The sequence below is a fragment of the Pseudomonas sp. NY15372 genome (assembly GCF_048068215.1).
GTDB lineage: Bacteria > Pseudomonadota > Gammaproteobacteria > Pseudomonadales > Pseudomonadaceae > Aquipseudomonas > Aquipseudomonas guariconensis_A.
The window spans coordinates 115,106-138,463 of sequence record NZ_JBLUPY010000011.1 but is presented as its reverse complement, the minus strand read 5'-3'; the positions used below and the strand labels follow the sequence as shown (position 1 = coordinate 138,463).

Below are 23,358 nucleotides of genomic sequence, written 5' to 3'. Positions count from 1 at the left end.
CTAACACTTCCCCTTGCCGGGTGTGTAGAGGACTTTCACCTCCAAGTCACCCACTCGACCACCACAGCCAAGCAGGTTGCGCTTGCGCGCAACGCGCCATGCCTGGCGCACTAAAAAAAGCCGCTCCAGAAGGAGCGGCCTTGGGCCTTGCCGGGGCTGTGGATCATTTACCGATGCAGAAGCTCGAGAAGATCCGCCCCAGCAGGTCATCCGAGCTGAAGGCACCGGTGATTTCGCCCAGGGCTTGCTGTGCCTGGCGCAGGTCCTCGGCCAGCAACTCGCCGGCGCCCGCCAGGGTCAGTTGGGCACGGCCATGCTCGAGGTGAACACCGGCCTGACGCAAGGCTTCCAGATGCCGGCGACGGGCGCTGAAGCTGCTTTCGGCGGTCTGCTCATAGCCCATGCAGGCCTTGAGATGGTCCCGCAGCATGTCCAGCCCCAGGCCGGTATCGTGGGCGCTCAAGGTGATGGTCACATGGCCGTCGTCGCTCTGCTCCAGGCCCACCGTTTCGCCACTGAGGTCGGCCTTGTTGCGAATCAGGGTCACCTTGGCCATGTCCGGCCGCTGGTCGAGGAATTCCGGCCACAGGGCGAACGGGTCGTTGGCCTCGGGTGCTGTGGAGTCCACTACCAGGAGCACACGATCGGCTTCGCCTATGGCCTTGAGCGCCCTTTGCACGCCAATCTTTTCCACATGGTCGTCGGTGTCGCGCAGGCCCGCGGTATCGACGACGTGAAGCGGCATGCCATCGATGTGGATATGTTCGCGCAGGATATCCCGGGTAGTGCCGGCGATGTCGGTGACGATGGCCGCCTCGCGCCCTGCCAGCTGGTTGAGCAAGCTCGATTTACCGGCATTGGGCCGCCCGGCAATGACCACGGTCATGCCGTCGCGCAACAAGGCGCCCTGCCCGGCTTCGCGCTCGACTGTGGACAACTCGCCGCGAACCGCATCGAGCATGGACAACACATGGCCATCTGCAAGGAAGTCGATTTCTTCCTCGGGGAAGTCGATTGCTGCTTCCACGTAGATGCGCAGGGCGATCAAGGCTTCGGTCAGCGCGTGCACGCGTTTCGAAAATGCCCCCTGCAGCGATCGCAATGCATTGCGCGCAGCCTGGGTGGAACTGGCTTCGATCAGGTCGGCGATCGCCTCGGCCTGGGCCAGGTCGAGCTTGTCGTTGAGAAACGCCCGCTCGCTGAATTCGCCCGGGCGCGCCAAGCGGCAACCTAACTGCAGGCAGCGTTGCAGCAGCATGTCCATGACCACCGGGCCGCCATGGCCTTGCAGCTCCAGGACATCCTCGCCGGTGAAGGAGTTCGGCCCTGGGAAGAACAAGGCGATGCCTTCGTCCAGCACCAGCCCGTCGCCGTCCCGGAACGGGCCGTAATGGGCATGACGTGGCGTCAGCGTGCGGCCGGTGATGGCCTGACCAGCCTGGCTGGCCAACGGACCGGACAACCTGACGATGCCAACACCTCCTCGCCCTTGGGCGGTGGCGATGGCCGCGATGGTTTCACGCACAGTGTTCATGCTCGAAAACCTCTAGGAAAAATACACAGATAGCAAAAACGCCCCACGAGGGGGCGTTTTATTCACAGACCAGCGTAGCCGCCCGTCAAGCAGCGGCTTTTTTGGTCGCTGCCTCGATGCTACGGGTGATGTACCACTGCTGCGCGATGGACAGGCAGTTGTTCACAACCCAGTACAGCACCAGGCCAGCCGGGAACCACAGGAAGAAGAAGGTGAAGATGATCGGCATCATTTTCATGACCTTCGCCTGCATCGGATCCGGCGGCGTTGGGTTCAAGCGCTGCTGGATGAACATGGTTGCGCCCATGATGATCGGCAGGATGAAGAACGGATCCTTGATCGACAGGTCGGTGATCCACAGCATCCACGGTGCCTGGCGCATCTCGACGCTTTCCAGCAATACCCAGTACAGGGCCAGGAATACCGGCATCTGCACCAGGATCGGCAGGCAGCCGCCCAGCGGGTTGATCTTCTCTTTCTTGTACAGCTCCATCATCGCCTGGGACATCTTCTGGCGATCGTCACCGAAGCGTTCCTTGAGCTGGGCCAGTTTCGGCGCCACGGCACGCATGCGCGCCATCGAACGGTAGCTGGCGGCGGACAGCGGGAAGAACAGGCCTTTGATCAGCATCGTCAGGACGATGATCGACCAGCCCCAGTTACCCAGCAGGCTGTGGATATGTTGCAGCAGCCAGAAGATCGGCTGGGCGATGAACCACAGGAAGCCGTAGTCGACGGTCAGTTCCAGGCCTGGGGACAGTTCCTTGAGCTTGGACTGGATCTTCGGGCCGGCATACAGCATGGCGCTGGTTTCGGCCTTGGCACCGGCAGGCACGTTCAATGCCGGGCCGGTGTAGCCGATGATGTAGTTGCCCTGGCTGTCCTTGCGGGTCTGGACGACGTTGTTGTCCGACTTGCTCGGGATCCAGGCGGTCACGAAGTAGTGCTGCAGCCAAGCAACCCAGCCGCCGGACACATTTTCTTTCAAACTGCCTTTGTCGATGTCTTTCATCGACACTTTCTTGTACGGCTCCGAAGCTGTCCACAGGGCAGCACCCAGGTAGGTGGCGGTGCCGGTGGCCGTGCTCGACGACGGGTCGGAGCTGGCGTCACGCTTGAGTTGGGCAAACAGGTTACCGGTCCAGGCCTGGGCGCTCTGGTTGTCGATCAGGTAGCTGACGGTCAGGTCGTACTCACCGCGCTTGAAGCTGAAGCGCTTGATGTAATTGACGCCGTTCTCGCTGAACTTAAGGTCGACCACCAGTTGATCCTGGCCGTCGGCCAGTTGGTAGCTCTTGCGTTCGGAAGCATACAGTGGGCGACCGCTGGCTCGGGCGTCCGGGCCATTGGCGCCGGTCAGGCCGCTCTGTGCCAGGTACACGCGCTCGCTGCCGTTGTCGAACAGCTGGAACGGAATGTCCGGATGATCCTGGCGACGCGGGTACTTGGGCAGGGTCAACTGGACGATGTCGCCACCCACCGGGTCGATAGCCAGGTCCAGGACATCGGTCTTGATCCGGACCAGGTCCTTACTGACCGCGACCGGTGCCAGTTCGGCTGGGCTGGATTCAGCATTGGCGCTCGGCACATCGGCGCTGGCGCCATTGTTGCCGGCCGGCACGGTGTCCGGCAGCGCCGGGGCAACATTGCTGGCAGCAGTATTCTGAGTCGGCAAGGCAGCCTGGCCGTAGTCCTGGTTCCATTTCAGGACCATGACGTAGGACACGATTGCCAGGGCGACGATCAGGATCGTGCGTTTAATATCCATGATTACTCGGCTATCGAAGAAGTTCGGGAGGAAGGAGCAGGTGGAACGGGATCGAAACCACCGTCGTTCCACGGATGACAACGCCCCAGGCGACGAACGGCCAGCCACCCACCACGCAAGAGGCCATGGTTTTCAATGGCTTCGTAGGCGTAACAGGAGCAACTGGGGTAGAAACGACAGTGACTGGCCATCAGTGGACTAATGGCATAACGGTAAAACTGGATCGGTACGAGTGCCAGTTTACGCATCGTGACTGTCTACCCCTGCGGAATCGGCAGTAACCGCTGGAGAGGGCCGACTGCGTACCAGTCGCTTCCAGAGCTTGCCAAAGTGTTGGTGCAATTCTGGGTTTTCAATCTCGCCCAATCCCTTGCGCGCGACGATCACGATGTCCAGCCCAGCGAGCATCTGCTGGTTCAGACGGAACGAATCGCGCATCAAGCGCTTGAGGCGGTTGCGTTGAACGGCGAGCTTGACGCTCTTCTTGCCGATCACCAGGCCGAGGCGTGGATGATCGAGACCGTTCTCGCGAGCAAGGATAAGCAGGTTTTTCCCTGGAACCTTGCCGGTTGGGGAGTCGAAGACCGCTTTGAAATGCCGGGGTGTAAGCAGCCGCTTGTCCCGACTGAAGTCCTGACTCACCACCTGTGCCGAAAAATCAAATTGCCAGACGCTTACGGCCTTTGGCACGACGACGCGACAGAACAGCGCGGCCGTTCTTGGTAGCCATACGGGCACGGAAGCCGTGGGTGCGCGCGCGCTTGATGGTGCTTGGTTGGAAAGTACGTTTCATGGCGTGTTACCTGGGTTTGTCGACAACGGGCCGGAATGGCCCCCTTTTTAAGAGATCGGCGATTCTAGAGAAAGCAAGCCCGTAGGTCAATTTCCAACCAACGTTTGCTTATAGAAGGCGTGACCCTGGATGAGCGTCGCCGGCTTGATCGGACACCTCACGCAGGACAACATGAAAAAAATAGAAGGACATATAAAAAGCTTTTCTGAAGAACTTATAGATCTTAGGTGGATAACCTTCTGTGGATAACCATCTACAGGCCTTTGTATATAGGCGATGTAGCGATTCATAACCTTGTCTGTAAGGCGTGCTCTCGCTGTGCTGTGCCCTCGGAAAAGCTGTGGATCAAAAGCATCGTTATCCACAGCAGAGTTATCAACAGGCTAGAGGCCAGGGTTGTGCATAGCCCTCATGGTCGGTTATCCACAGAGCTTATTCACAATCCTTGGTGTCGCTTTGAGGGTGTTTTGGCGAATCTGCCCCGGCCTGAGTGGCGACCACATGTGGATAAGTGACTGGCCTCCCGGTACAATGGCGGTTTGGTTTTTTGCCTCATCCGGCTTTCAACTCAGGGGATATCCGTGTCAGTGGAACTTTGGCAGCAGTGCGTGGAGCTTCTGCGCGATGAACTGCCTGCCCAGCAATTCAACACCTGGATCCGTCCGCTACAGGTCGAAGCCGAAGGCGACGAGTTGCGCGTGTATGCGCCCAACCGTTTCGTTCTCGATTGGGTCAATGAAAAATACCTGGGCCGCCTGCTCGAGCTGTTGGGCGAGCATGGCAGCGGCATCGCGCCTGCCCTTTCCTTATTAATAGGCAGCCGCCGCAGCTCCGCTCCGCGTGCCGCGCCCAATGCGCCGGTCAGTGCTGCCGTGGCCGCATCCATGGCCCAGCAGACCCAGGTGCAGCCAGCCCAGGTCGTGGTCCCTAGCGAACCGGCCGTCGAGCCTGCGCTGGAGCTTGCCCCTGCCTTAGAGATCGAAGAGCCGTCTTCGCGTGACAGTTTCGACGCCATGGGCGAATCCTCCTCGGCACCGGCCACCACCGGTCGAACCGAGCAGCGTACCGTTCAGGTCGAAGGCGCCCTCAAGCACACCAGTTACCTGAACCGCACCTTCACCTTCGAGACCTTTGTCGAAGGTAAGTCAAACCAGTTGGCCCGGGCTGCGGCCTGGCAAGTCGCCGACAACCCCAAGCATGGCTACAACCCGCTCTTCCTTTATGGGGGCGTGGGCTTGGGTAAAACCCACCTCATGCATGCTGTGGGTAACCACCTGCTCAAGAAGAACCCCAATGCCAAGGTCGTCTACCTGCATTCCGAGCGGTTCGTGGCAGACATGGTCAAGGCGCTGCAGCTCAACGCAATCAATGAATTCAAGCGTTTCTATCGCTCCGTCGATGCGTTGCTGATCGACGATATCCAGTTCTTTGCCCGCAAGGAGCGCTCCCAGGAGGAGTTTTTCCACACCTTCAACGCCCTGCTCGAAGGTGGTCAGCAGGTGATCCTCACCAGTGACCGCTACCCGAAGGAAATCGAAGGGCTGGAAGAGCGCCTTAAGTCGCGTTTCGGCTGGGGCCTGACGGTTGCCGTCGAGCCTCCAGAGCTCGAAACCCGTGTGGCGATCCTCATGAAGAAGGCCGATCAGGCCAAGGTTGAGCTGCCCCACGATGCAGCATTCTTCATCGCTCAGCGCATCCGCTCCAATGTGCGTGAGCTCGAAGGCGCCCTGAAGCGGGTAATCGCGCACTCGCATTTCATGGGTCGGGATATCACCATCGAGTTGATTCGCGAATCGCTCAAGGACCTGCTGGCGCTTCAGGACAAGCTGGTCAGTGTGGATAACATCCAACGAACCGTGGCCGAGTACTACAAGATCAAGATCGCCGACTTGTTGTCCAAACGGCGTTCGCGGTCCGTGGCCCGCCCGCGTCAGGTCGCCATGGCGTTGTCCAAGGAGCTGACCAACCATAGCTTGCCGGAAATCGGCGATATGTTCGGCGGCAGGGACCACACCACGGTGTTGCACGCCTGCCGCAAGATCAACGAATTGAAGGAATCCGACGCGGACATCCGCGAGGACTACAAGAACCTGCTGCGTACGCTGACGACCTGATGGGCGTCGGAGCAGCTAATTGAAGGCAAGGGACTAGACCATGCATTTCACCATTCAACGCGAAGCCCTGTTGAAACCCCTGCAACTGGTCGCAGGCGTCGTCGAGCGCCGTCAGACCTTGCCGGTCCTGTCCAACGTGCTGCTGGTCGTGCAAGGCCAGCAACTGTCGTTGACCGGTACCGACCTGGAAGTCGAGCTGGTTGGCCGCGTGCAACTGGAAGAGCCGGCGGAGCCTGGCGAGATCACTGTCCCGGCGCGCAAGCTGATGGACATCTGCAAGAGCCTGCCCAACGACGTCCTGATCGATATCAAGGTCGACGAGCAGAAGCTGTTGGTCAAGGCCGGTCGCAGCCGCTTCACCCTGTCGACCCTGCCGGCCAATGACTTCCCGACCGTCGAGGAAGGCCCAGGCTCGCTGACCTGCAACCTGGAGCAAAGCAAACTGCGCCGTCTGATCGAGCGCACCAGCTTCGCCATGGCCCAACAGGACGTGCGCTACTACCTCAACGGCATGCTGCTGGAAGTGTCGACCGACACCCTGCGCGCCGTTGCCACCGATGGTCACCGCCTGGCGCTGTGCTCCATGCAGGCGGCAATCGGCCAGGCTGAACGCCACCAGGTCATCGTGCCGCGCAAAGGTATCCTCGAACTGGCGCGCCTGCTGACCGACCCGGAAGGCATGGTCAGTATCGTTCTGGGCCAACACCACATTCGCGCGACTACCGGCGAGTTCACCTTCACTTCGAAGCTGGTGGATGGGAAGTTCCCGGACTATGAGCGTGTCCTGCCCAAGGGCGGCGACAAACTGGTGATTGGTGACCGCCAGGCGCTTCGCGAAGCGTTCAGCCGCACCGCGATCCTGTCCAACGAAAAGTACCGCGGCATTCGCCTGCAGTTGGCTTCTGGCCAATTGAAAATCCAGGCCAACAACCCGGAGCAGGAAGAAGCGGAAGAAGAAATCAGCGTCGACTACAGCGGCAGCTCGCTGGAGATCGGGTTCAACGTCAGCTACCTCTTGGATGTGCTGGGCGTCATGACCACGGAACAGGTGCGCCTGATCTTGTCCGACTCCAACAGCAGCGCCTTGCTCCAGGAAGCCGGTAACGATGATTCCTCCTACGTCGTCATGCCGATGCGCCTGTAATCTGTAGCAGGCCAAATGTCCCTTCGACGTATCATGGTCACCGCGGTGCGCAACCTGCACCCGGTGACGCTCTCCCCCTCTCCCCGCATCAACATCCTCTACGGCGCCAACGGCAGCGGCAAGACCAGTGTGCTGGAGGCTGTGCATCTGTTGGGGTTGGCTCGGTCCTTCCGTAGCACACGCCTGAACCCGGTCATCCAGTACGAGCAGCCAACTTGCACTGTATTTGGCGAGGTTCAGCTTGTCGAAGGTGGTACCAGCAGCCTGGGTATTTCCAGGGACCGCCAGGGAGAGTTCACCATCCGCATTGATGGGCAGAATGCGCGCAGCACGGCTCAGTTAGCCGAGATGTTGCCGCTTCAGCTGATCAACCCGGACAGTTTCCGCCTGCTCGAAGGTGCCCCGAAGATACGGCGGCAATTCCTCGATTGGGGTGTGTTCCACGTGGAACCTCGGTTCATGGCTGCCTGGCAGCGCCTGCAGAAGGCGCTGCGGCAGCGGAACTCATGGTTGCGTCATGGTACACTTGACGCTGCTTCGCAAGCCGCCTGGGACCGGGAATTGTGCCTGGCCAGCGCGGAGATAGATGAATACCGTCGCAACTACATCAAGGCCTTGAAGCCTGTCTTCGAGCGAACCCTGAGCGAACTGGTGGAGCTGGACGGGTTGACCCTGAGCTACTACCGAGGCTGGGACAAGGACCGGGAACTTAACGAAGTACTCGCCTCCTCTCTACTTCGGGACCAGCAGATGGGCCATACCCAGGCCGGCCCGCAGCGTGCGGACTTGCGCCTTCGACTGAGAGCGAACAATGCCGCCGACATCCTCTCACGGGGCCAGCAGAAGCTCGTGGTGTGTGCCTTGCGGATTGCCCAGGGCCACCTCGTCAGCCAGGCCCGTCGTGGACACTGTATTTATCTCGTGGATGACTTGCCGTCCGAGTTGGACGAGCAGCATCGCCGTGCTCTATGCCGCTTGCTTGAAGAATTACACTGCCAGGTTTTCATTACCTGTGTAGATCACGAATTACTGAGGGAAGGCTGGCAGACGGAAACGCCAGTTGCTTTGTTCCACGTGGAACAAGGCCGTATCACCCAGACCCACGACCATCGGGAGTGAAGGCATGAGCGAAAATCAAACGTACGACTCCTCCAGCATCAAGGTGCTGAAAGGGCTGGATGCCGTGCGCAAGCGTCCCGGCATGTACATTGGCGACACCGATGATGGCAGCGGCCTGCACCACATGGTATTCGAAGTGGTCGATAACTCGATCGACGAAGCCCTCGCCGGTCATTGCGACGACATCACTGTCATCATTCACCCTGACGAATCCATCAGTGTTCGCGACAACGGTCGCGGCATTCCTGTTGATGTCCACAAGGAAGAAGGTGTATCGGCTGCCGAGGTCATCATGACCGTCCTGCACGCCGGTGGTAAGTTCGACGACAACTCCTATAAAGTTTCCGGTGGCTTGCACGGTGTGGGCGTATCCGTGGTAAACGCCCTGTCCGAGAAGTTGGTATTGACCGTACGCCGCAGCGGCAAAATCTGGGAACAGACCTACGTCCATGGTGTTCCACAGGCGCCTATGGCCGTTGTCGGTGATAGCGAAACCACCGGCACCCATATCCACTTCAAGCCTTCGGCTGAAACCTTCAAGAACATCCACTTCAGCTGGGACATTCTGGCCAAGCGGATTCGCGAACTGTCCTTCCTGAACTCGGGCGTCGGCATCCTGCTCAAGGACGAACGCACCGGCAAGGAAGAGTTCTTCAAGTACGAAGGCGGCCTGCGCGCATTCGTTGAGTACCTGAACACCAACAAGACCCCGGTCAACTCCCAGGTGTTCCACTTCAATGTTCAGCGTGATGACGGCGTGGGTGTTGAAGTTGCCCTGCAGTGGAACGATAGCTTCAACGAAAACCTGCTGTGCTTCACCAACAACATTCCGCAGCGCGATGGTGGTACCCACCTGGTCGGCTTCCGTTCTTCGCTGACGCGTAGCCTGAACAACTACATTGAGCAAGAAGGCCTGGCCAAGAAGAACAAGGTCGCGACCACCGGTGATGATGCCCGCGAAGGCCTGACCGCGATCATTTCGGTCAAGGTGCCGGACCCGAAATTCAGCTCCCAGACCAAGGACAAGCTGGTTTCCTCGGAGGTGAAAACCGCCGTGGAACAGGAGATGAACAAGTACTTCGCCGACTTCCTGTTGGAGAACCCCAACGAGGCCAAGGCGGTTGTCGGTAAGATGATCGATGCAGCCCGTGCCCGTGAAGCCGCGCGCAAGGCTCGTGAGATGACCCGCCGTAAAGGTGCGCTGGACATCGCCGGCCTGCCAGGCAAGCTCGCTGACTGCCAGGAAAAGGACCCTGCCCTTTCCGAACTCTACCTAGTGGAGGGTGACTCCGCCGGTGGTTCGGCCAAGCAAGGCCGTAACCGTCGTACCCAGGCGATCCTGCCGCTCAAGGGCAAGATCCTCAACGTCGAGAAAGCACGTTTTGACAAGATGATCTCGTCCCAGGAAGTGGGCACGCTGATCACCGCGCTGGGCTGTGGCATCGGCCGCGAAGAGTACAACATCGACAAGCTGCGTTATCACAACATCATCATCATGACCGATGCTGACGTTGACGGTTCGCACATCCGTACCCTGCTGCTGACCTTCTTCTTCCGTCAGTTGCCGGAGCTGGTCGAGCGTGGCTATATCTATATCGCCCAGCCGCCGCTGTACAAGGTGAAGAAAGGCAAGCAGGAGCAGTACATCAAGGACGACGAGGCCATGGAAGAATACATGACCCAGTCGGCCCTGGAGGATGCCAGCCTGCACCTGGATGAGTCGGCGCCAGCCGTTTCCGGCGTGCAGCTCGAAGCGTTGGTGAACGAATTCCGTGGTGTGATGAAGACGCTCAAGCGTCTGTCGCGCCTGTATCCGGAAGAGTTGACCGAGCACTTCATCTACCTGCCGGAAGTCACCCTCGAGCACTTGGCAGACCATGCCGGCATGCAGGCATGGCTGGGCAAGTTCCAGGAGCGCCTGAACAACAGCCAGAAGTCCGGCCTGACCTATCAAGCCAGCCTGCGCGAAGACAAGGAGCGCAACATCTGGCTGCCGGAAGTGGAAATCACCTCCCACGGCCTGGCCAGCTATGTCACTTTCAACCGCGATTTCTTCGGAAGCAACGACTACCGCTCGGTTGTCGCGGTGGGCGCCAAGTTGGCGACCCTGCTGGGCGAAGGCGCCTATGTTCAGCGTGGCGAGCGTCGCAAGGCGGTCACTGAGTTCAAGGAAGCCCTCGACTGGCTGATGAACGAAACCACCAAGCGTCACACCATCCAGCGATACAAAGGTTTGGGCGAGATGAACCCTGACCAGCTGTGGGAAACCACGATGGACCCAACCGTGCGCCGCATGCTCAAGGTGACCATCGAGGATGCTATCGCTGCCGATCAGCTGTTCAACACTTTGATGGGCGATGCGGTCGAGCCGCGTCGTGACTTCATCGAAAGCAATGCGCTGTCGGTGTCCAACTTGGACTTCTGATTAGCGAGTTAGCTATGGAGAGCAGAGTTATTTGCCTTTTCGGCCAGAGTTAAGCTTGATAGCCAAAATTAGTGGCTAGAAGAAAGAAGCCCCAGTAGGTCATGTGCCTGCTGGGGTTTTCTTTAGGAAGGATTCAGCCAATGATTGCAAGGTGTCCTACTCAACCGCCTTTCTCATGCCCTTCTACTCCTACTCAACCAATCACCAGGATCTCATATAGCGCAGGAATGCACGCCGGCAACCACCGTCGGCCAAGCGGTCCCCGACCCTGATACAGGCGTGAGGGCGTATTGAACCTGCGTAGGTCGACGTCAGGTTTCGCCTCCCGCTCATTGGGCCCTCCAGGCAATCCTCAGTGCTCAGGGGTTCGCTACAGGCACGCGAGAAACTTGATCAAACTTGATTTTGATCGAGCGAACCCCTACATTAACGACTATGCAAAATACCCTACACACCGAGTCGCTTCGCGCGGCCCTTGTTCAGCGTGGCTGGACTCAAAAAGACTTGGCAGACCAGATGGGAGTTTCGGCGCAATCCGTCACTAACTGGTTTAAAGGCAAGGACTTTCCCCGTCCGGACAAACTGCTGAAGTTGGCCACGACGCTGCAGTTGCCGTTTTCGCAGTTGGTTGCCCCACCTCCGGATCAGCCGGTAGTGGCGTTCCGCAAGAAGGCTGGCACCAAAACCACCGATGAACACATTCTGAAAGCGATAGGTATCGGCGGTTTGCTCAAGCCTCTCGTCGATTTTTTGCCTAAGCTGCCCACCTTACGCACTCAGATTTCGTCGCCTTCCATCAGCTATGCGCGTTTGCAGAGCGATGTGTCCCAAGTGCGCGAGAAATTGGGCTTGGGTGAGCGCAGTGTGCTGGGGTATGAAGCGCTGATTGCCGAATTCAAGGCGTGTGGAGCTGTGCTCGTGCCCGTTCTCTGGGGACACAAGCAGCAACACAAGAATGCGCTGCACATTCTATTGCCGGCGTCAGACGCCACTTTCGTGTTCGTCAATCTGGACACTAAGCTGGAAGACTTTAAGTTCTGGATGGCTCACGAATTGGCGCATGTCTACACCCCTGACCTGGCAGGGAGTGATGCAGGGGAAGATTTTGCGGACGCTTTTGCTGGCGCACTACTGTTTCCTGAGACCTGTGCGCAGCTCGCGTATTCTGAGGCGGCTCAAGCGTCCAGCGCTGCTGGGGAAGTGCATGTCCTTCAGCGACATGCCCGGCATCACCAAATTTCATTGAACACGGTGTTCCAGCAGACCCAAGGTTATGCAGCGGAAAACCAGCTGCCGTCATTGCGGGTGATCGAAACAACAATCCATAAAGTGCGAAACAGCTCAGAACCGCGACTGGTCAGCACGCTCTTGTTTGAACCGATTCCGCCCAAGCCGGCGCAATATCTTGCGGCTGCGTCGAATGTATTTCAGTCGGAGTTTTTTCTTGCGCTCAAACGCATGATTCGTGAGCACGGCACGGGCCCGTCCTATGTTCAGCAAATCATGGACGTGTCCCTCAGTGATGCCACTGCAATTTATGGCGAGCTGGCGCGTTGAATGCGGTGCTCACGCTCGTCTTGCTGGATACTAATGCGTATCTCCGGCTGGCGAAGCGGGTGCGGCCGATGTTGGGCGTTGCGTTTGGCCAGAAAAACTACGTTTTGACTATTCTGAAAGACGTTGAGGAAGAAGTGCATCGCAGTGGTGCATTGAAGTTCAAATTTCCTTGGTTCGACGGTGCGGATCTCGCCGCTGAGCGAATTGCGAAGCAGGTTCGCCTCAGCGCTGATGAGAGAGGCCAGTTGGCGGCTGCGCAAAGCGTGCTGCGGGGTTGGGTCTTAATGAATCCGGCAGTCTATACCACGGCGGGCCGCTCACCTCCTTCCTCGACGGACTGTCGAGTGCTTGCATTTGGTCAAATCCGAAACGCCATAGTGGTCACGGATGACCTAGGTATGCACAAGCTGGCTCAAGATTTCGGTATTGCTGTCTGGCACGGCCATGAGCTGCTCAAGAAAATGCTTACGGCAAAGCTCGTCACTAATGAGCAAGTCAAAAGCATTTTCGAAGCGCTAGAGCTAAATGGTGATCTGACTGAGACATGGCGGCAAGCGAAGCACACTGCCTTTGTGAAGCTGTTCGGTAAGGGGCTAAATGGGTGATGTCCGACATTGGACCTACAGAGATTCCATAAGCAGGATGGGAGGAAATCCGTAGCTTTGCATCTATAGCTTGATTGATGCTTGTCCGGGCTTGGGCTGCACTCTGCTAAACCGTAGCTGTTTGATCCGCTTTGCCCCTGCTGATAGCCTGTTCAAAGGTTGATCTCTCAACGGCTGGGGTTCCGAAGCGGTGACTGATTCCACGCTTGTGGCGAAATTGCGGGCTGAAAATGCTCGACTGATAGCTTTGCTTGAATCACATGGTATTGAGTGGCAGCTTCCAGCTGAGTCTGTATGTATGCCGGTAGTGGATCAGTCGCTTACCAACCTTGATACTAATAGCAAACTCGCCCTTTTTCGCAGTTTGTTCAAAGGCCGTATTGATACCTATCCGTTGCGCTGGGAAAGCAGGGGCGGCAAATCTGGCTATGCACCGGCCTGCGCCAACGAATGGCGACCTGGAGTCTGCGAGAAGCCACGCATCAAATGCAGTGATTGTGGGCAGCGCCAGCTCCTGTCGGTGAGTGACGAGGTTATTTATCGACATTTAGCTGGGACGATTGTGGTCGGCGTGTATCCGTTGCTTTTGGATGATACGTGCCACTTCCTAGCTGTCGATTTCGATGAGGCTGATTGGCGAGAAGATGCATTGGCCTTTGTGCAAGCTTCTCGCTCTCTCGATGTCCCCGTAGCACTTGAAATCTCTCGCTCTGGTAATGGAGCACACGCATGGATTTTCTTCCAAGATAAAGTGCCTGCGATTGAGGCCCGTCGTCTGGGAGCCGCGATCATCAGTCATGCTTGTGAACGCACCCGACAACTGTCACTCAGTTCCTACGACAGGCTCTTCCCGAATCAGGATTTCATGCCTAAGGGTGGGTTCGGTAACCTAATTGCGTTGCCACTGCAAAAGCGAGCCAGGGCTAACAATCACAGTGTTTTTGTCGATGATTCCTTTGAGCCATATCCCGACCAATGGCGGTTCCTAGCCTCTGTTCGACGGATGAGCCCTGAGGATATCCAACCCGTTATCAATCAAGCTATGGGCAATCGCGATCCATTGGGGGTTGCTTTTGTCGACGAGCAGAACGATACCGAGCCATGGAAACAGCGTGAGCGAACGTCCCGGTCGTTGACCTGCCCTCTGCCAGCTACCCTTAACGTCACGCTGGCGAACCTGATTTACTTTGAAAAATCGCAGTTGCCGCAACCCTTGGCTAACCAGCTAATCCGACTCGCTGCTTTTCAAAATCCTGACTTTTACAAGGCACAGGCCATGCGCCTATCAGTCTGGAACAAGCCCAGGGTAATCGGCTGTGCACAAAATTTTCCTCAGCATATTGGGATTCCCCGGGGTTGCTGGGATGCGGTACTGGACCTGTTAAATGAGTACAAAATTACCCCACAGCTACAGGATGAACGCTTTGCTGGCGTTAGCCTCGACGTCGATTTCTTAGGTACTTTACGGCCAGATCAAGACGCGGCGATCCACGCTTTAATGCCATACGACACCGGGATACTCTGCGCCCCTACTGCGTTTGGCAAAACAGTAACTGCTGCCGCACTCATCGCCAGGCGTAGAGTCAACACGCTAGTGCTGGTGCACCGCACAGAACTGCTTCGACAGTGGCAAGCTCGGTTACAAACATTCTTGGGCGTAGGCAAAGAGGTCGTCGGTACGATTGGCGGTGGGAAGCCCAAGACAACTGGGCAGATCGACATTGCTGTGATGCAGTCACTTTCGCGGAAAGGTGAAATCAGCGATCTGATCAAAAATTACGGTCAGGTCATTGTCGATGAGTGCCATCACCTCTCGGCGGTGTCTTTTGAAGCATTGCTTAGGAGCGCCCCCGCGCGATATGTGCTTGGGCTGACCGCTACACCCATCCGTCGAGATGGGCAGCAGCCAATCATTTTCATGCAGTGCGGTCCCATTCGGCATACTGCCGCTCGACCAGAAAGCGCTCCCCATGATTTGTCAGTCATTCCTCGAATGCTCTCAGGTCCGATCCCATTACCTGGAGGTGCGGGGATACAGGACGTCTTCAAAACTCTTGCTGATGATACGGGGCGTACCGCGCTGATTGTTTCGGACGTTCGCTCCGCGTATGACCAAGGTAGAAAAGTACTCGTGCTGACACAGCGCACCGAGCATGTAGATGTTCTAGAGCATGCACTGAAGGGACATGTCGAAAACCTCTACACCCTCCATGGGCGAATGCCTAAGAAGCAGCGGTTAGCTCGGCTTTCAGAGCTTGAGTCCTTATCTGAAGACGCACCTCGTGTGCTTCTTGCTACCGGAAAATTGATTGGTGAGGGATTTGACCATCCTGCATTGGATACTCTCGTGTTGGCTATGCCCATTTCCTGGCGAGGAATTCTCCAGCAGTACACCGGTCGGCTGCATCGAGCGCACACTGCCAAGACTGACGTACAAGTCATCGATTTTGTGGATGAGGGCAACGTCGCATTAATGCGGATGTGGGAAAAGCGCAAAATGGGCTACAGGACGATGGGGTACCGGATGATGGATACCCTAGCTACTATGAAACTGCTCTAGGATGGGGTACCTGATCCGCCCTCGTTGGTGTGGGCGTATGCTTCCGCATGCTTGGAGGCCTGTGGCTAGATGGTGGCTTGTAGCGAAACATGCTCCTGTCGTCTGTTCGTATTCTACTAGCGTGAAGAGGCCGGTTTTGAAACGACATTTAATAGGGCCAGGAAGCCGCAATACGACACGAATTCGGTTACATACGCGACATTTATGGCGCCCATGTTCCACGTGGAACCCCCATTTTCTCGAGGGGAGCTGTGACAATTTATATGCCCATCGACAATTAGCGAGCAGCAGAAAAAAGCCAGTCCTTATGGATTGGCTTTTTTTGCCTGATGGAAAAGCATCGTCAATGTTTCACGTGGAACGTTCTAGAAACCCAACTCTTTCAGCCGCCTGTACAAGGTCCGTTCACTCATCCCCAGGTGCTCGGCCAGCTCACTTCGAGACCCTTTGAAGGTCTCCAATGCGTGAATCAGGTCGGCCTTCTCTTTTCGAGCGCGTCCTCGTGGAACAATCGGCTCGGCCACCGGATAGATATCCTCCTGTAGGTGTTCCGGTCGAATCAGTCCGTCGTCGGCAAACAGCCGGGCTCGTTCCAGGATATTGCGCAGTTCACGGATATTGCCCGGAAAAGTATGCAGGCTAAGCCGGTCCAGTGCTTCGGCAGTCATTTGCGGCGACTGCTTGCCTGCCATTCGTTGCAACAGGCTTTCGCATAGCAGGGGCAAATCTTCCACCCGTTCACGCAAAGCCGGCAGGCGAATCGGAAAGCCGCTGATGCGGTAGTACAGGTCTTCACGGAATGAACCCTCCGCGGCCATTTGCTTCAAGGGCTTGTGCGTCGCCGAGACCAGGCGGAAATCCGAATGGACCGTTCGCGTGCTGCCCACCGGGCGGAAACTGCCCGACTCGATCAGGCGTAAAAGCTTCACCTGCATGGCCAAGGGGACTTCACCGATTTCGTCGAGAAACAGCGTGCCCCCATGGGCCGCTTCGGCTAGCCCGATCTTGCGCTGAGTCGCACCGGTAAACGCTCCCTTCTCATAGCCGAACAGCTCGCTCTCGAACAGCGATTCGGTCAGCCCAGTACAGTCCACCACCACCAGCGGACCATTAGCCCTAGGGCTACCCAGGTGCAAAGCACGCGCGAACAACTCCTTGCCGGTACCGGACTCCCCCTGCAGCAGCACTGGGATCTGTGCCGGTGCTGCCCGTTGCAGGCTGGCGACGGCCGACTTGAACGCTGGAGCCCGACCGACCAGCCCCTGTTCTTGCGGCTGGGCGGAGGCCAGGGTAACGCTGGTCAGACGTTCGACAAATGCCATCACCCTGCCCTCGTCATCGAGGATCGGGCGCAGTTCCACATCCACATGCTCGGGGCCTCGAGGCGTATGGTGAATATGCAGCACGCGCTCCGGCATTTTGCTGTCCAGCGATTTGCGCAACGGGCAATGCTCGCCGGCTTGGTCGCAAGGTACGGCGTAATGGTGCGAGACCCGATGGCATTTCTCGCCGATGGGCGCATGGTCCTGGCTGCCGAACTGACGACGATAGGCGGCGTTGGCGGCAAGGATGTTGTAGTCGGTGTCCAGCACGATGCTGGGCAGCACATCGTGTTCGAGGTAGGACACCAGCGCGAGAATCGCGGGTTGGGAAGCAGCTTGCATGACGGCACCAAATAAAGGACTTGGCGAGCGTAGCAAGGACTGCCAAACACTGCCATTGGCTGTCAGTCGACTGCCATTTCTGCCGGGGAAAAGACAAGCCACGCTGCCTTCATCGCCGGAAAAGCCCGCTCCTACAGGGGGCGCAATGGTGGCATGTATCTTGATAAAGCTCTCTGCACCGCCTAAGCCTTTCAAGAAGGCCGGGTGGATAACTGGAGAGTGAAATGATCATCGGCAACAACCTTCATGTGGAAGCCTTGTTCGACAAGGCGACCTCGACCCTCAGCTACTTGGTCATGGATGGCGAGACGCGCCAGTGCGCGCTGATCGACAGCGTGCTGGACTATGACCCCAAGTCCGGCCGCACCAGCACCGAGTCGGCTGACCGCCTGATCGCGTTGGTCGAGTCGCTCGAGGCCAAGGTGCAATGGATTCTCGAAACTCACGTTCACGCCGATCACCTGTCTGCCGCGGCTTATCTCAAGGGCCGGCTCGGAGGCACCATCGCCATCGGCGCGCAGATTACCCAGGTGCAGAAGACTTTCGGCACGCTGTTCAATGCCGAGCCTGGTTTCGCTCGTGACGGCAGCCAGTTCGATGTGCTGTTCGAGGATGAGGAAGGCTTTCGCATCGGCAACCTGAATGCCCGAGCCCTGCACACGCCTGGGCATACCCCGGCCTGCATGAGCTACATGGTCGAGGATGCAGGCGAGATTGCCGTGTTCGTCGGCGATACGTTGTTCACGCCCGACTACGGCACTGCCCGTTGCGATTTCCCCGGTGCCAGTGCTCGCACCCTGTATCGGTCGATCCGTCGCCTGTTGGCCTTCCCTGACCAGACCCGCCTGTTCATGTGCCATGACTACCTGCCAGGCGGTCGCGAGCTGTGCTACGTGACCACTGTCGCCGAGCAGCGTGCCGGCAATATCCATATCCATGAAGGTGTCAGCGAGGACAGTTTCGTCTCCATGCGTGAAGCCCGCGACGCCACCCTCGACATGCCTGTGCTGATTCTGCCTTCGGTGCAGATCAACATGCGCAGCGGGCAATTCCCCGAGCCTGAAGCGAATGGCGTGAGCTATCTGAAAATCCCGCTGAACACGCTGTAAGCCCGCGCTGCACCCATAACGCGATTCAAGGAACACTGCCATGCCTGCCCTGCTGTCCCCTGCCGATACGTCCCGTGCCGACCACCATAAAGTGGTGATCGTCGGCGCCGGTGCTGCCGGTATCGCCACCGCCTCAAGCCTTATCGCCCGTGACCCTTCCCTGGACATCGCCCTGGTCGACCCAGCGGACGTCCATTATTACCAGCCTGGCTGGACCATGGTCGGCGCTGGTGTGTTCAAGGCACCGAACACGGCCCGCACCATGGCCTCGATCATTCCCCGTGGCGTGCGTTGGATAAAGGCGCGGGTCGAAGGCTTTGACCCTCAGGCGCAGTTGGTCACCTTGGCGGATGGTCGTGCCATCAGCTATGAGCAACTGGTGGTTTGCCCAGGCCTCAAGCTGGATTGGAGCGCCATCGAAGGGCTCGAAGAAACCTTGGGCCGCCATGGCGTGACGTCCAATTACCGCTACGATCTGGCGCCCTATACCTGGCAGTTGGTGCAAACGCTCAAACAGGGTCGTGCGCTGTTCACCCAGCCACCGATGCCAATCAAGTGTGCCGGTGCGCCACAAAAGGCGTTGTACCTGTCATGTGACCACTGGTTGCGCCAGGGGCACCTGGGCGCGATCAAACCCTGCTTCTTCAACGCTGGTGGAGTGTTGTTCGGCGTTGCCGAATATGTGCCCGCACTCATGGCCTATATCGACAAGTATGGCGTCGATCTCAACTACTCCCATCGCTTGGTGGCGGTGGACGGGCCGAACAGGCGCGCTACCTTCGTGCGCACACTGCCAGACGGCAGCAGCGAGACCCGGGTCGAAGCCTTCGACATGCTCCATGTGGTGCCGCCACAGGTCGCGCCGGACTTCATCCGGCAAAGTTCGCTCGCCGATGCCGCCGGTTGGGTGGATGTGGACCCAGCGACCCTGCGCCATCGTCGATTCGCCAATATCCATGCCCTTGGGGACGTCATCAACACCAGCAATGCCAAGACCGCCGCGGCTGCGCGCAAGCAGGCTCCGGTAGTCGCCAACAATGTGCTGGTGGGTTTGGAACGCTTGGCCACTCTGGCTCAATACGATGGCTACGGCTCCTGCCCGTTGACGGTCGAACGGGGCAAAATCGTGCTCGCCGAATTCACCTACGGCGGCAAGGTGGCGCCGAGCTTCCCTCGCTGGCTGCTCGACGGGCGCCAGCCCACGCGCCTGGCCTGGTTGCTCAAGGCACGGATACTGCCGCCGCTGTACTGGCGAGGGATGCTCAAGGGCCGCGAATGGTTGGCGCGGCCACAACCCTTGGTAGTCGAGGCCGGGCAGTGATCGAACAGCAACTCGTTGGTGCTGTGCTGGGGGCGGCCATTGGCGCTGTGCTGGCCCTGACCGGTGCCGGTGGCGGGATTCTCGCGGTGCCCTTGCTGGTGTTCGGCCTGGGGCTGTCGATGGTCGAGGCGGCTCCCATCGGCTTGCTTGCCGTGGGCTTGGCGGCGGCGGTCGGAGCGTTGCTGGGGTTGCGCCAGGGCCTGGTGCGCTACCGCGCAGCCATGTTCATCGCGGCCATCGGTGTGATTGCTGCGCCGTTCGGCCTGATGCTCGCGCATCGCTTGCCGAACACCCCGCTGGCGCTGGTGTTCGCCGGAGTGCTGGTCTATGCCTGCTTGCGCATCTGGCGCAAGGCGAGGCGTGAGCTGCGCGGCGAACCGGCCTGTGGCGATCGGCAGATCATGCCCTGCGTGCTCAACCCGCTGCAGGGGCGGCTGCGCTGGACCCTCCCCTGCGCCCGCGCGCTGGCGTTCACCGGCGTGCTGGCGGGCCTGTTGTCCGGCTTGCTGGGTGTGGGTGGTGGTTTCGTCATCATCCCGGCCTTGAACCGCTACACCAACCTGGACATGAAGAGCATTGTCGCCACTTCACTGGCGGTGATCGCCTTGGTGTCCGTGGGCAGCGTGGCCAGCGCCAGCCTGGCCGGCGTCATGCATTGGACGGTAGGTGCGCCGTTTGCTGTGGGTGCCGTGCTTGGTCTGTTGCTGGCGCGGCCTCTGGCAAGCAAGCTGGCCGGGCCACGCCTGCAGCAATTGTTCGCTGTGACCGGCATCGGCGCGGCGCTGTTGCTGGCGGGCAAGGTGCTAGTCGGCTAGCAGCTCGGCCTGCTCTGCGTTACACAGCGCCAGCAGGTAGTCCCAGACCACTCGCAGGCGTACCGACTTGTGCAGTTCGCGGCGTGTGCAGATCCAGTAGCTGCGCTGGATGGTTTCGCTAGGCAATACCCGAACCAGCGAGGGGTCGTGCCGCGCCATGTAGTTGGGCAGCACGGCAATGCCCAACCCGGCGCTGGCGGCCTGTTGCTGGGCGATCACGCTGGTGCTGCGGAACACCACGTTGGGCGCGCGGCAGAAGCTGTTGAGAAACAGCAATTCCTGGCTGAACAGTAAATCATCGACGTAGCCGATCCAGTTGTGCCGGGCCAAGTCTTCACGGTTACGCAGGGGCGGTGCCCGGTCCAGGTACGCCTGGCTGGCATACAGGGCCAGGCGGTAGTCGGTGAGCTTGCGCGTGATCAACAGGTCGGCGCTGGGGCGTTCCAGGTGGATGCTGATTTCCGCCTCGCGGTTGAGAATGCTCACGAAACGCGGCACCGCGACCAATTCCACCTCGAGCCCCGGATAACGTTCGAAGAGCGCATTCATGCGCGGGGTGAAGAACATGATGCCGATGCCTTCGGTGACGCCGAGGCGGATCTTGCCCAAAGGTGCGGCGGCCTGGGTGATTTCTTCCTGGGCGAGCAGGGCCACGTTTTCCATGGCCTCGGCATGCTTGAGCAGTGCCTGGCCGGAAGGTGTGAGTTCGTAGCCCTGAGCATGTTGGACGAACAACGCAGTACCCAGGCTCTGTTCGATGCTCTCGATATGCCGGGCGACGGTGCTGTGGGTGGTGTTGAGGCGCTTGGCGGCGGTCAGCAGCCGGCCGCTGCGCTGCAACTCGAGGAAAAACCGCAGATCATTCCAGTCGAACATGCTGTTTCCCTGTGAATTTGGGGGCTTCACTGCACCCTGTGAGAGTGGGCTTGCCCCGCGATTGCATCGGCCAGGCCGCCAGCGTTGTCAGCTGTTACGCAATCGCGGGACAAGCCCGTTCCCACAGAGATCGGCATTACGGCTGCGGTGGGCGCTGTGCTAAAACGCACAGCGGCTGCGCGAAATCTCGTGTTTCGTCAGCGAAATTAATCAATAAGATGGTCCTCGACAAGAATAAAAATCAGGCGCGAGGTTTCACATGCCATCAGCCGATTCTGTCTTCGACTATGTGGTCGTCGGTGCCGGCCCCGCCGGTTGCCTGCTGGCCAACCGCTTGTCCGTCGACCCTTCCTGCCGCGTCCTGCTGCTCGAAGCAGGGGGCCGTGACAACTATCCCTGGATTCACATTCCCGTCGGTTACCTGCGCTGCATCGGCAACCCACGTACCGACTGGTGCTTCAACACCGAGGCGCAGCCAGGCCTGGGTGGTCGTAGCCTGGGCTACCCACGAGGCAAGGTGCTGGGCGGCTGCTCTTCGATCAACGGCATGATCTACATGCGCGGCCAGGCCGCCGACTACGACCGCTGGGCCGAGCAGGGCAACGACGGCTGGGCATGGAAGGACGTGCTGCCCCTGTTCAAGGCCAGCGAGCACCATTTCGCTGGCGCCAGCGACAGCCATGGTGGCGATGGGGAATGGCGGGTCGAGCAGCAACGCTACAGCTGGCCGATCCTCGATGCCTTCCGCGACGCCGCCGAGCAAAGCGGCATCGCCAAGGTGGCCGACTTCAACACCGGCGACAACGCAGGCTGTGGATATTTTCAGGTCAACCAGCGCAGCGGCGTGCGTTGGAATGCCTCCAAGGCCTTCCTGCGGCCTGTGCAGACGCGCCCCAACCTTACCGTGCTCACCGGGGTAGAGGTCGACCAGGTGATTCTCGACAACACCCGCGCCACGGCCGTCAAGGCACGATGGCAAGGCGCCTGGCATGCATTCAAGGCGCAGCGGGAGATCATTCTCTGCGCAGGCTCCGTGGGTTCGCCTGGCATCCTCCAGCGTTCCGGCATCGGCCCGCGCAAGCTGCTCGAGGGCCTTGGAATCGGTGTGCGTCATGAGCTGCCCGGCGTGGGTGGCAACTTGCAGGACCACCTGCAACTGCGCCTGATCTACCAGGTGCGCAACACCCGTACGCTCAACCAAATGGCCAACAGCTTATGGGGCAAGATGGAAATGGGCCTGCGCTATCTCTACGATCGCAGTGGCCCACTGGCCATGGCACCGAGCCAGCTGGGCGCGTTCGTTCGTTCCGGACCCGAGCAGGCCACTGCCAACCTGCAGTATCACATCCAGCCCTTGTCGCTGGAGCGTTTCGGTGAGCCGTTGCATCGTTTCCCGGCGTTCACCGCGTCGGTGTGCAACCTGCGTCCCGCCAGCCGTGGACGTATCGATATCCGTTCGGCCGACCTGCACGCCGCGCCCTTGATCGACCCGAACTACCTGAGCGACCCCGAGGACCTGCGCGTGGCCGCCGATGCCATCCGCCTTACCCGGCGCATCGTCCAGGCCCCTGCCCTGGCGGCGTTCGACCCTCGTGAATACCTGCCAGGCCCTGCCCTGCAGACCGAGCAGCAGCTGCACGAGGCCGCCGGCAAAATCGGCACCACCATCTTCCATCCGGTCGGTACCTGCCGCATGGGCAGCGGCCCGCTGGATGTGGTGGACAGCCAACTGCGGGTGCATGGCATACCAGGCTTGCGCATCGCCGATGCCTCGATCATGCCGCAGATCGTCTCGGGCAATACCTGTTCACCCACACTGATGATCGCCGAGAAGGCGGCGCAACTGATCCGCAACGGGAGCCCTACACAGACCAACCTCAGCGACCTGAACGCGATACCGACGCCCTGACCCGGGTGCGTGCAACACCGGCGGCTTGTGGTCAGAAGCCGTCGA

The 23,358-nt window shown here is 59.1% G+C and carries 18 protein-coding genes; 11 read left to right on the top strand and 7 right to left on the bottom strand.

Features of this window, described 5'->3' with window-relative positions; all coding sequences use genetic code 11:
* Nucleotides 1-163: 163 nt before the first annotated feature.
* From mnmE to rpmH, 5 genes are all read right to left on the bottom strand, one after another.
* Nucleotides 164-1,534, bottom strand: a complete 1,371-nt coding sequence (gene mnmE / locus ACNFG0_RS11465; RefSeq protein ID WP_416764866.1) for a tRNA uridine-5-carboxymethylaminomethyl(34) synthesis GTPase MnmE — start codon at nucleotides 1,532-1,534, stop codon at nucleotides 164-166.
* 85 nt (nucleotides 1,535-1,619) lie between these two features.
* Nucleotides 1,620-3,302, bottom strand: coding sequence for a membrane protein insertase YidC (yidC, locus tag ACNFG0_RS11460; RefSeq protein ID WP_196145209.1), 1,683 nt, complete (start codon nucleotides 3,300-3,302; stop codon nucleotides 1,620-1,622).
* Nucleotides 3,303-3,304: 2 nt separating this feature from the next.
* Nucleotides 3,305-3,550: a membrane protein insertion efficiency factor YidD gene (gene yidD, locus ACNFG0_RS11455; protein WP_011536514.1), complete on the bottom strand. Its 246-nt coding sequence runs from the start codon at nucleotides 3,548-3,550 to the stop codon at nucleotides 3,305-3,307.
* Nucleotides 3,543-3,947 (bottom strand): ribonuclease P protein component, encoded by a 405-nt coding sequence (gene rnpA, locus ACNFG0_RS11450; protein WP_196145213.1) that lies wholly within the window; start codon nucleotides 3,945-3,947, stop codon nucleotides 3,543-3,545. The genes yidD and rnpA overlap by 8 nt, the downstream gene beginning before the upstream one ends.
* A 13-nt stretch (nucleotides 3,948-3,960) precedes the next feature.
* The gene (rpmH, locus tag ACNFG0_RS11445) at nucleotides 3,961-4,095 is read right to left on the bottom strand and encodes a 50S ribosomal protein L34 (protein WP_003253163.1); all 135 of its coding nucleotides are present in this window, start codon (nucleotides 4,093-4,095) and stop codon (nucleotides 3,961-3,963) included.
* Between the two features lie 581 nt (nucleotides 4,096-4,676).
* Here rpmH and dnaA point away from each other — a divergent pair.
* From dnaA to ACNFG0_RS11410, 7 genes are all read left to right on the top strand, one after another.
* Nucleotides 4,677-6,209, top strand: coding sequence for a chromosomal replication initiator protein DnaA (gene dnaA / locus ACNFG0_RS11440; RefSeq protein WP_196145208.1), 1,533 nt, complete (start codon nucleotides 4,677-4,679; stop codon nucleotides 6,207-6,209).
* Between the two features lie 40 nt (nucleotides 6,210-6,249).
* Nucleotides 6,250-7,353: a DNA polymerase III subunit beta gene (dnaN, locus tag ACNFG0_RS11435; protein WP_416764863.1), complete on the top strand. Its 1,104-nt coding sequence runs from the start codon at nucleotides 6,250-6,252 to the stop codon at nucleotides 7,351-7,353.
* A gap of 15 nt (nucleotides 7,354-7,368) precedes the next feature.
* Nucleotides 7,369-8,472 carry a DNA replication/repair protein RecF gene (gene recF, locus ACNFG0_RS11430; RefSeq protein ID WP_416764861.1) on the top strand — a complete coding sequence of 368 codons (1,104 nt, stop codon included), beginning with the start codon at nucleotides 7,369-7,371 and terminating at the stop codon, nucleotides 8,470-8,472.
* 4 nt (nucleotides 8,473-8,476) lie between these two features.
* A complete protein-coding gene (gene gyrB, locus ACNFG0_RS11425) occupies nucleotides 8,477-10,897 on the top strand; it encodes a DNA topoisomerase (ATP-hydrolyzing) subunit B (protein ID WP_196145205.1) in 2,421 nt (806 codons plus the stop codon).
* 399 nt (nucleotides 10,898-11,296) lie between these two features.
* Complete coding sequence (locus ACNFG0_RS11420; RefSeq protein ID WP_230390373.1) at nucleotides 11,297-12,454, top strand: ImmA/IrrE family metallo-endopeptidase; 1,158 nt, start codon at nucleotides 11,297-11,299, stop codon at nucleotides 12,452-12,454.
* A 5-nt stretch (nucleotides 12,455-12,459) separates the two neighbouring features.
* The gene (locus ACNFG0_RS11415) at nucleotides 12,460-13,059 is read left to right on the top strand and encodes a hypothetical protein (RefSeq protein WP_328311498.1); all 600 of its coding nucleotides are present in this window, start codon (nucleotides 12,460-12,462) and stop codon (nucleotides 13,057-13,059) included.
* Nucleotides 13,060-13,249: 190 nt separating this feature from the next.
* On the top strand, nucleotides 13,250-15,619 hold the full coding sequence (locus ACNFG0_RS11410; protein ID WP_416764859.1) for a TOTE conflict system archaeo-eukaryotic primase domain-containing protein: 2,370 nt from the start codon (nucleotides 13,250-13,252) through the stop codon (nucleotides 15,617-15,619).
* Between the two features lie 365 nt (nucleotides 15,620-15,984).
* On the opposite strand, the gene ACNFG0_RS11405 is transcribed toward ACNFG0_RS11410, so the two are convergent.
* The gene (locus ACNFG0_RS11405; protein WP_416764858.1) at nucleotides 15,985-17,283 is read right to left on the bottom strand and encodes a sigma-54 interaction domain-containing protein; all 1,299 of its coding nucleotides are present in this window, start codon (nucleotides 17,281-17,283) and stop codon (nucleotides 15,985-15,987) included.
* A gap of 224 nt (nucleotides 17,284-17,507) precedes the next feature.
* Here ACNFG0_RS11405 and ACNFG0_RS11400 point away from each other — a divergent pair, with 224 nt between their 5' ends.
* Genes ACNFG0_RS11400 through ACNFG0_RS11390 form a run of 3 tightly spaced genes read left to right on the top strand, consistent with a single transcriptional unit; the run spans nucleotide 17,508 to nucleotide 20,528 of the window.
* Nucleotides 17,508-18,392 carry an MBL fold metallo-hydrolase gene (locus tag ACNFG0_RS11400; protein WP_196145201.1) on the top strand — a complete coding sequence of 295 codons (885 nt, stop codon included), beginning with the start codon at nucleotides 17,508-17,510 and terminating at the stop codon, nucleotides 18,390-18,392.
* A gap of 40 nt (nucleotides 18,393-18,432) precedes the next feature.
* On the top strand, nucleotides 18,433-19,713 hold the full coding sequence (locus tag ACNFG0_RS11395) for an NAD(P)/FAD-dependent oxidoreductase (protein WP_416764856.1): 1,281 nt from the start codon (nucleotides 18,433-18,435) through the stop codon (nucleotides 19,711-19,713).
* The gene (locus tag ACNFG0_RS11390) at nucleotides 19,710-20,528 is read left to right on the top strand and encodes a sulfite exporter TauE/SafE family protein (RefSeq protein ID WP_416764855.1); all 819 of its coding nucleotides are present in this window, start codon (nucleotides 19,710-19,712) and stop codon (nucleotides 20,526-20,528) included. Before ACNFG0_RS11395 ends, ACNFG0_RS11390 begins: the two co-directional genes overlap by 4 nt.
* Here ACNFG0_RS11390 and ACNFG0_RS11385 read toward each other — a convergent pair.
* The gene (locus ACNFG0_RS11385; RefSeq protein WP_196145198.1) at nucleotides 20,517-21,404 is read right to left on the bottom strand and encodes a LysR family transcriptional regulator; all 888 of its coding nucleotides are present in this window, start codon (nucleotides 21,402-21,404) and stop codon (nucleotides 20,517-20,519) included. The two genes, ACNFG0_RS11390 and ACNFG0_RS11385, sit on opposite strands and share 12 nt — an antisense overlap.
* Before the next feature lie 259 nt (nucleotides 21,405-21,663).
* Between ACNFG0_RS11385 and ACNFG0_RS11380 the strand changes: the two genes are divergently transcribed.
* Entirely contained in the window at nucleotides 21,664-23,313 is a 1,650-nt protein-coding gene (locus tag ACNFG0_RS11380; RefSeq protein ID WP_416764854.1) for a GMC family oxidoreductase, read from the top strand.
* Nucleotides 23,314-23,358: the final 45 nt, after the last annotated feature.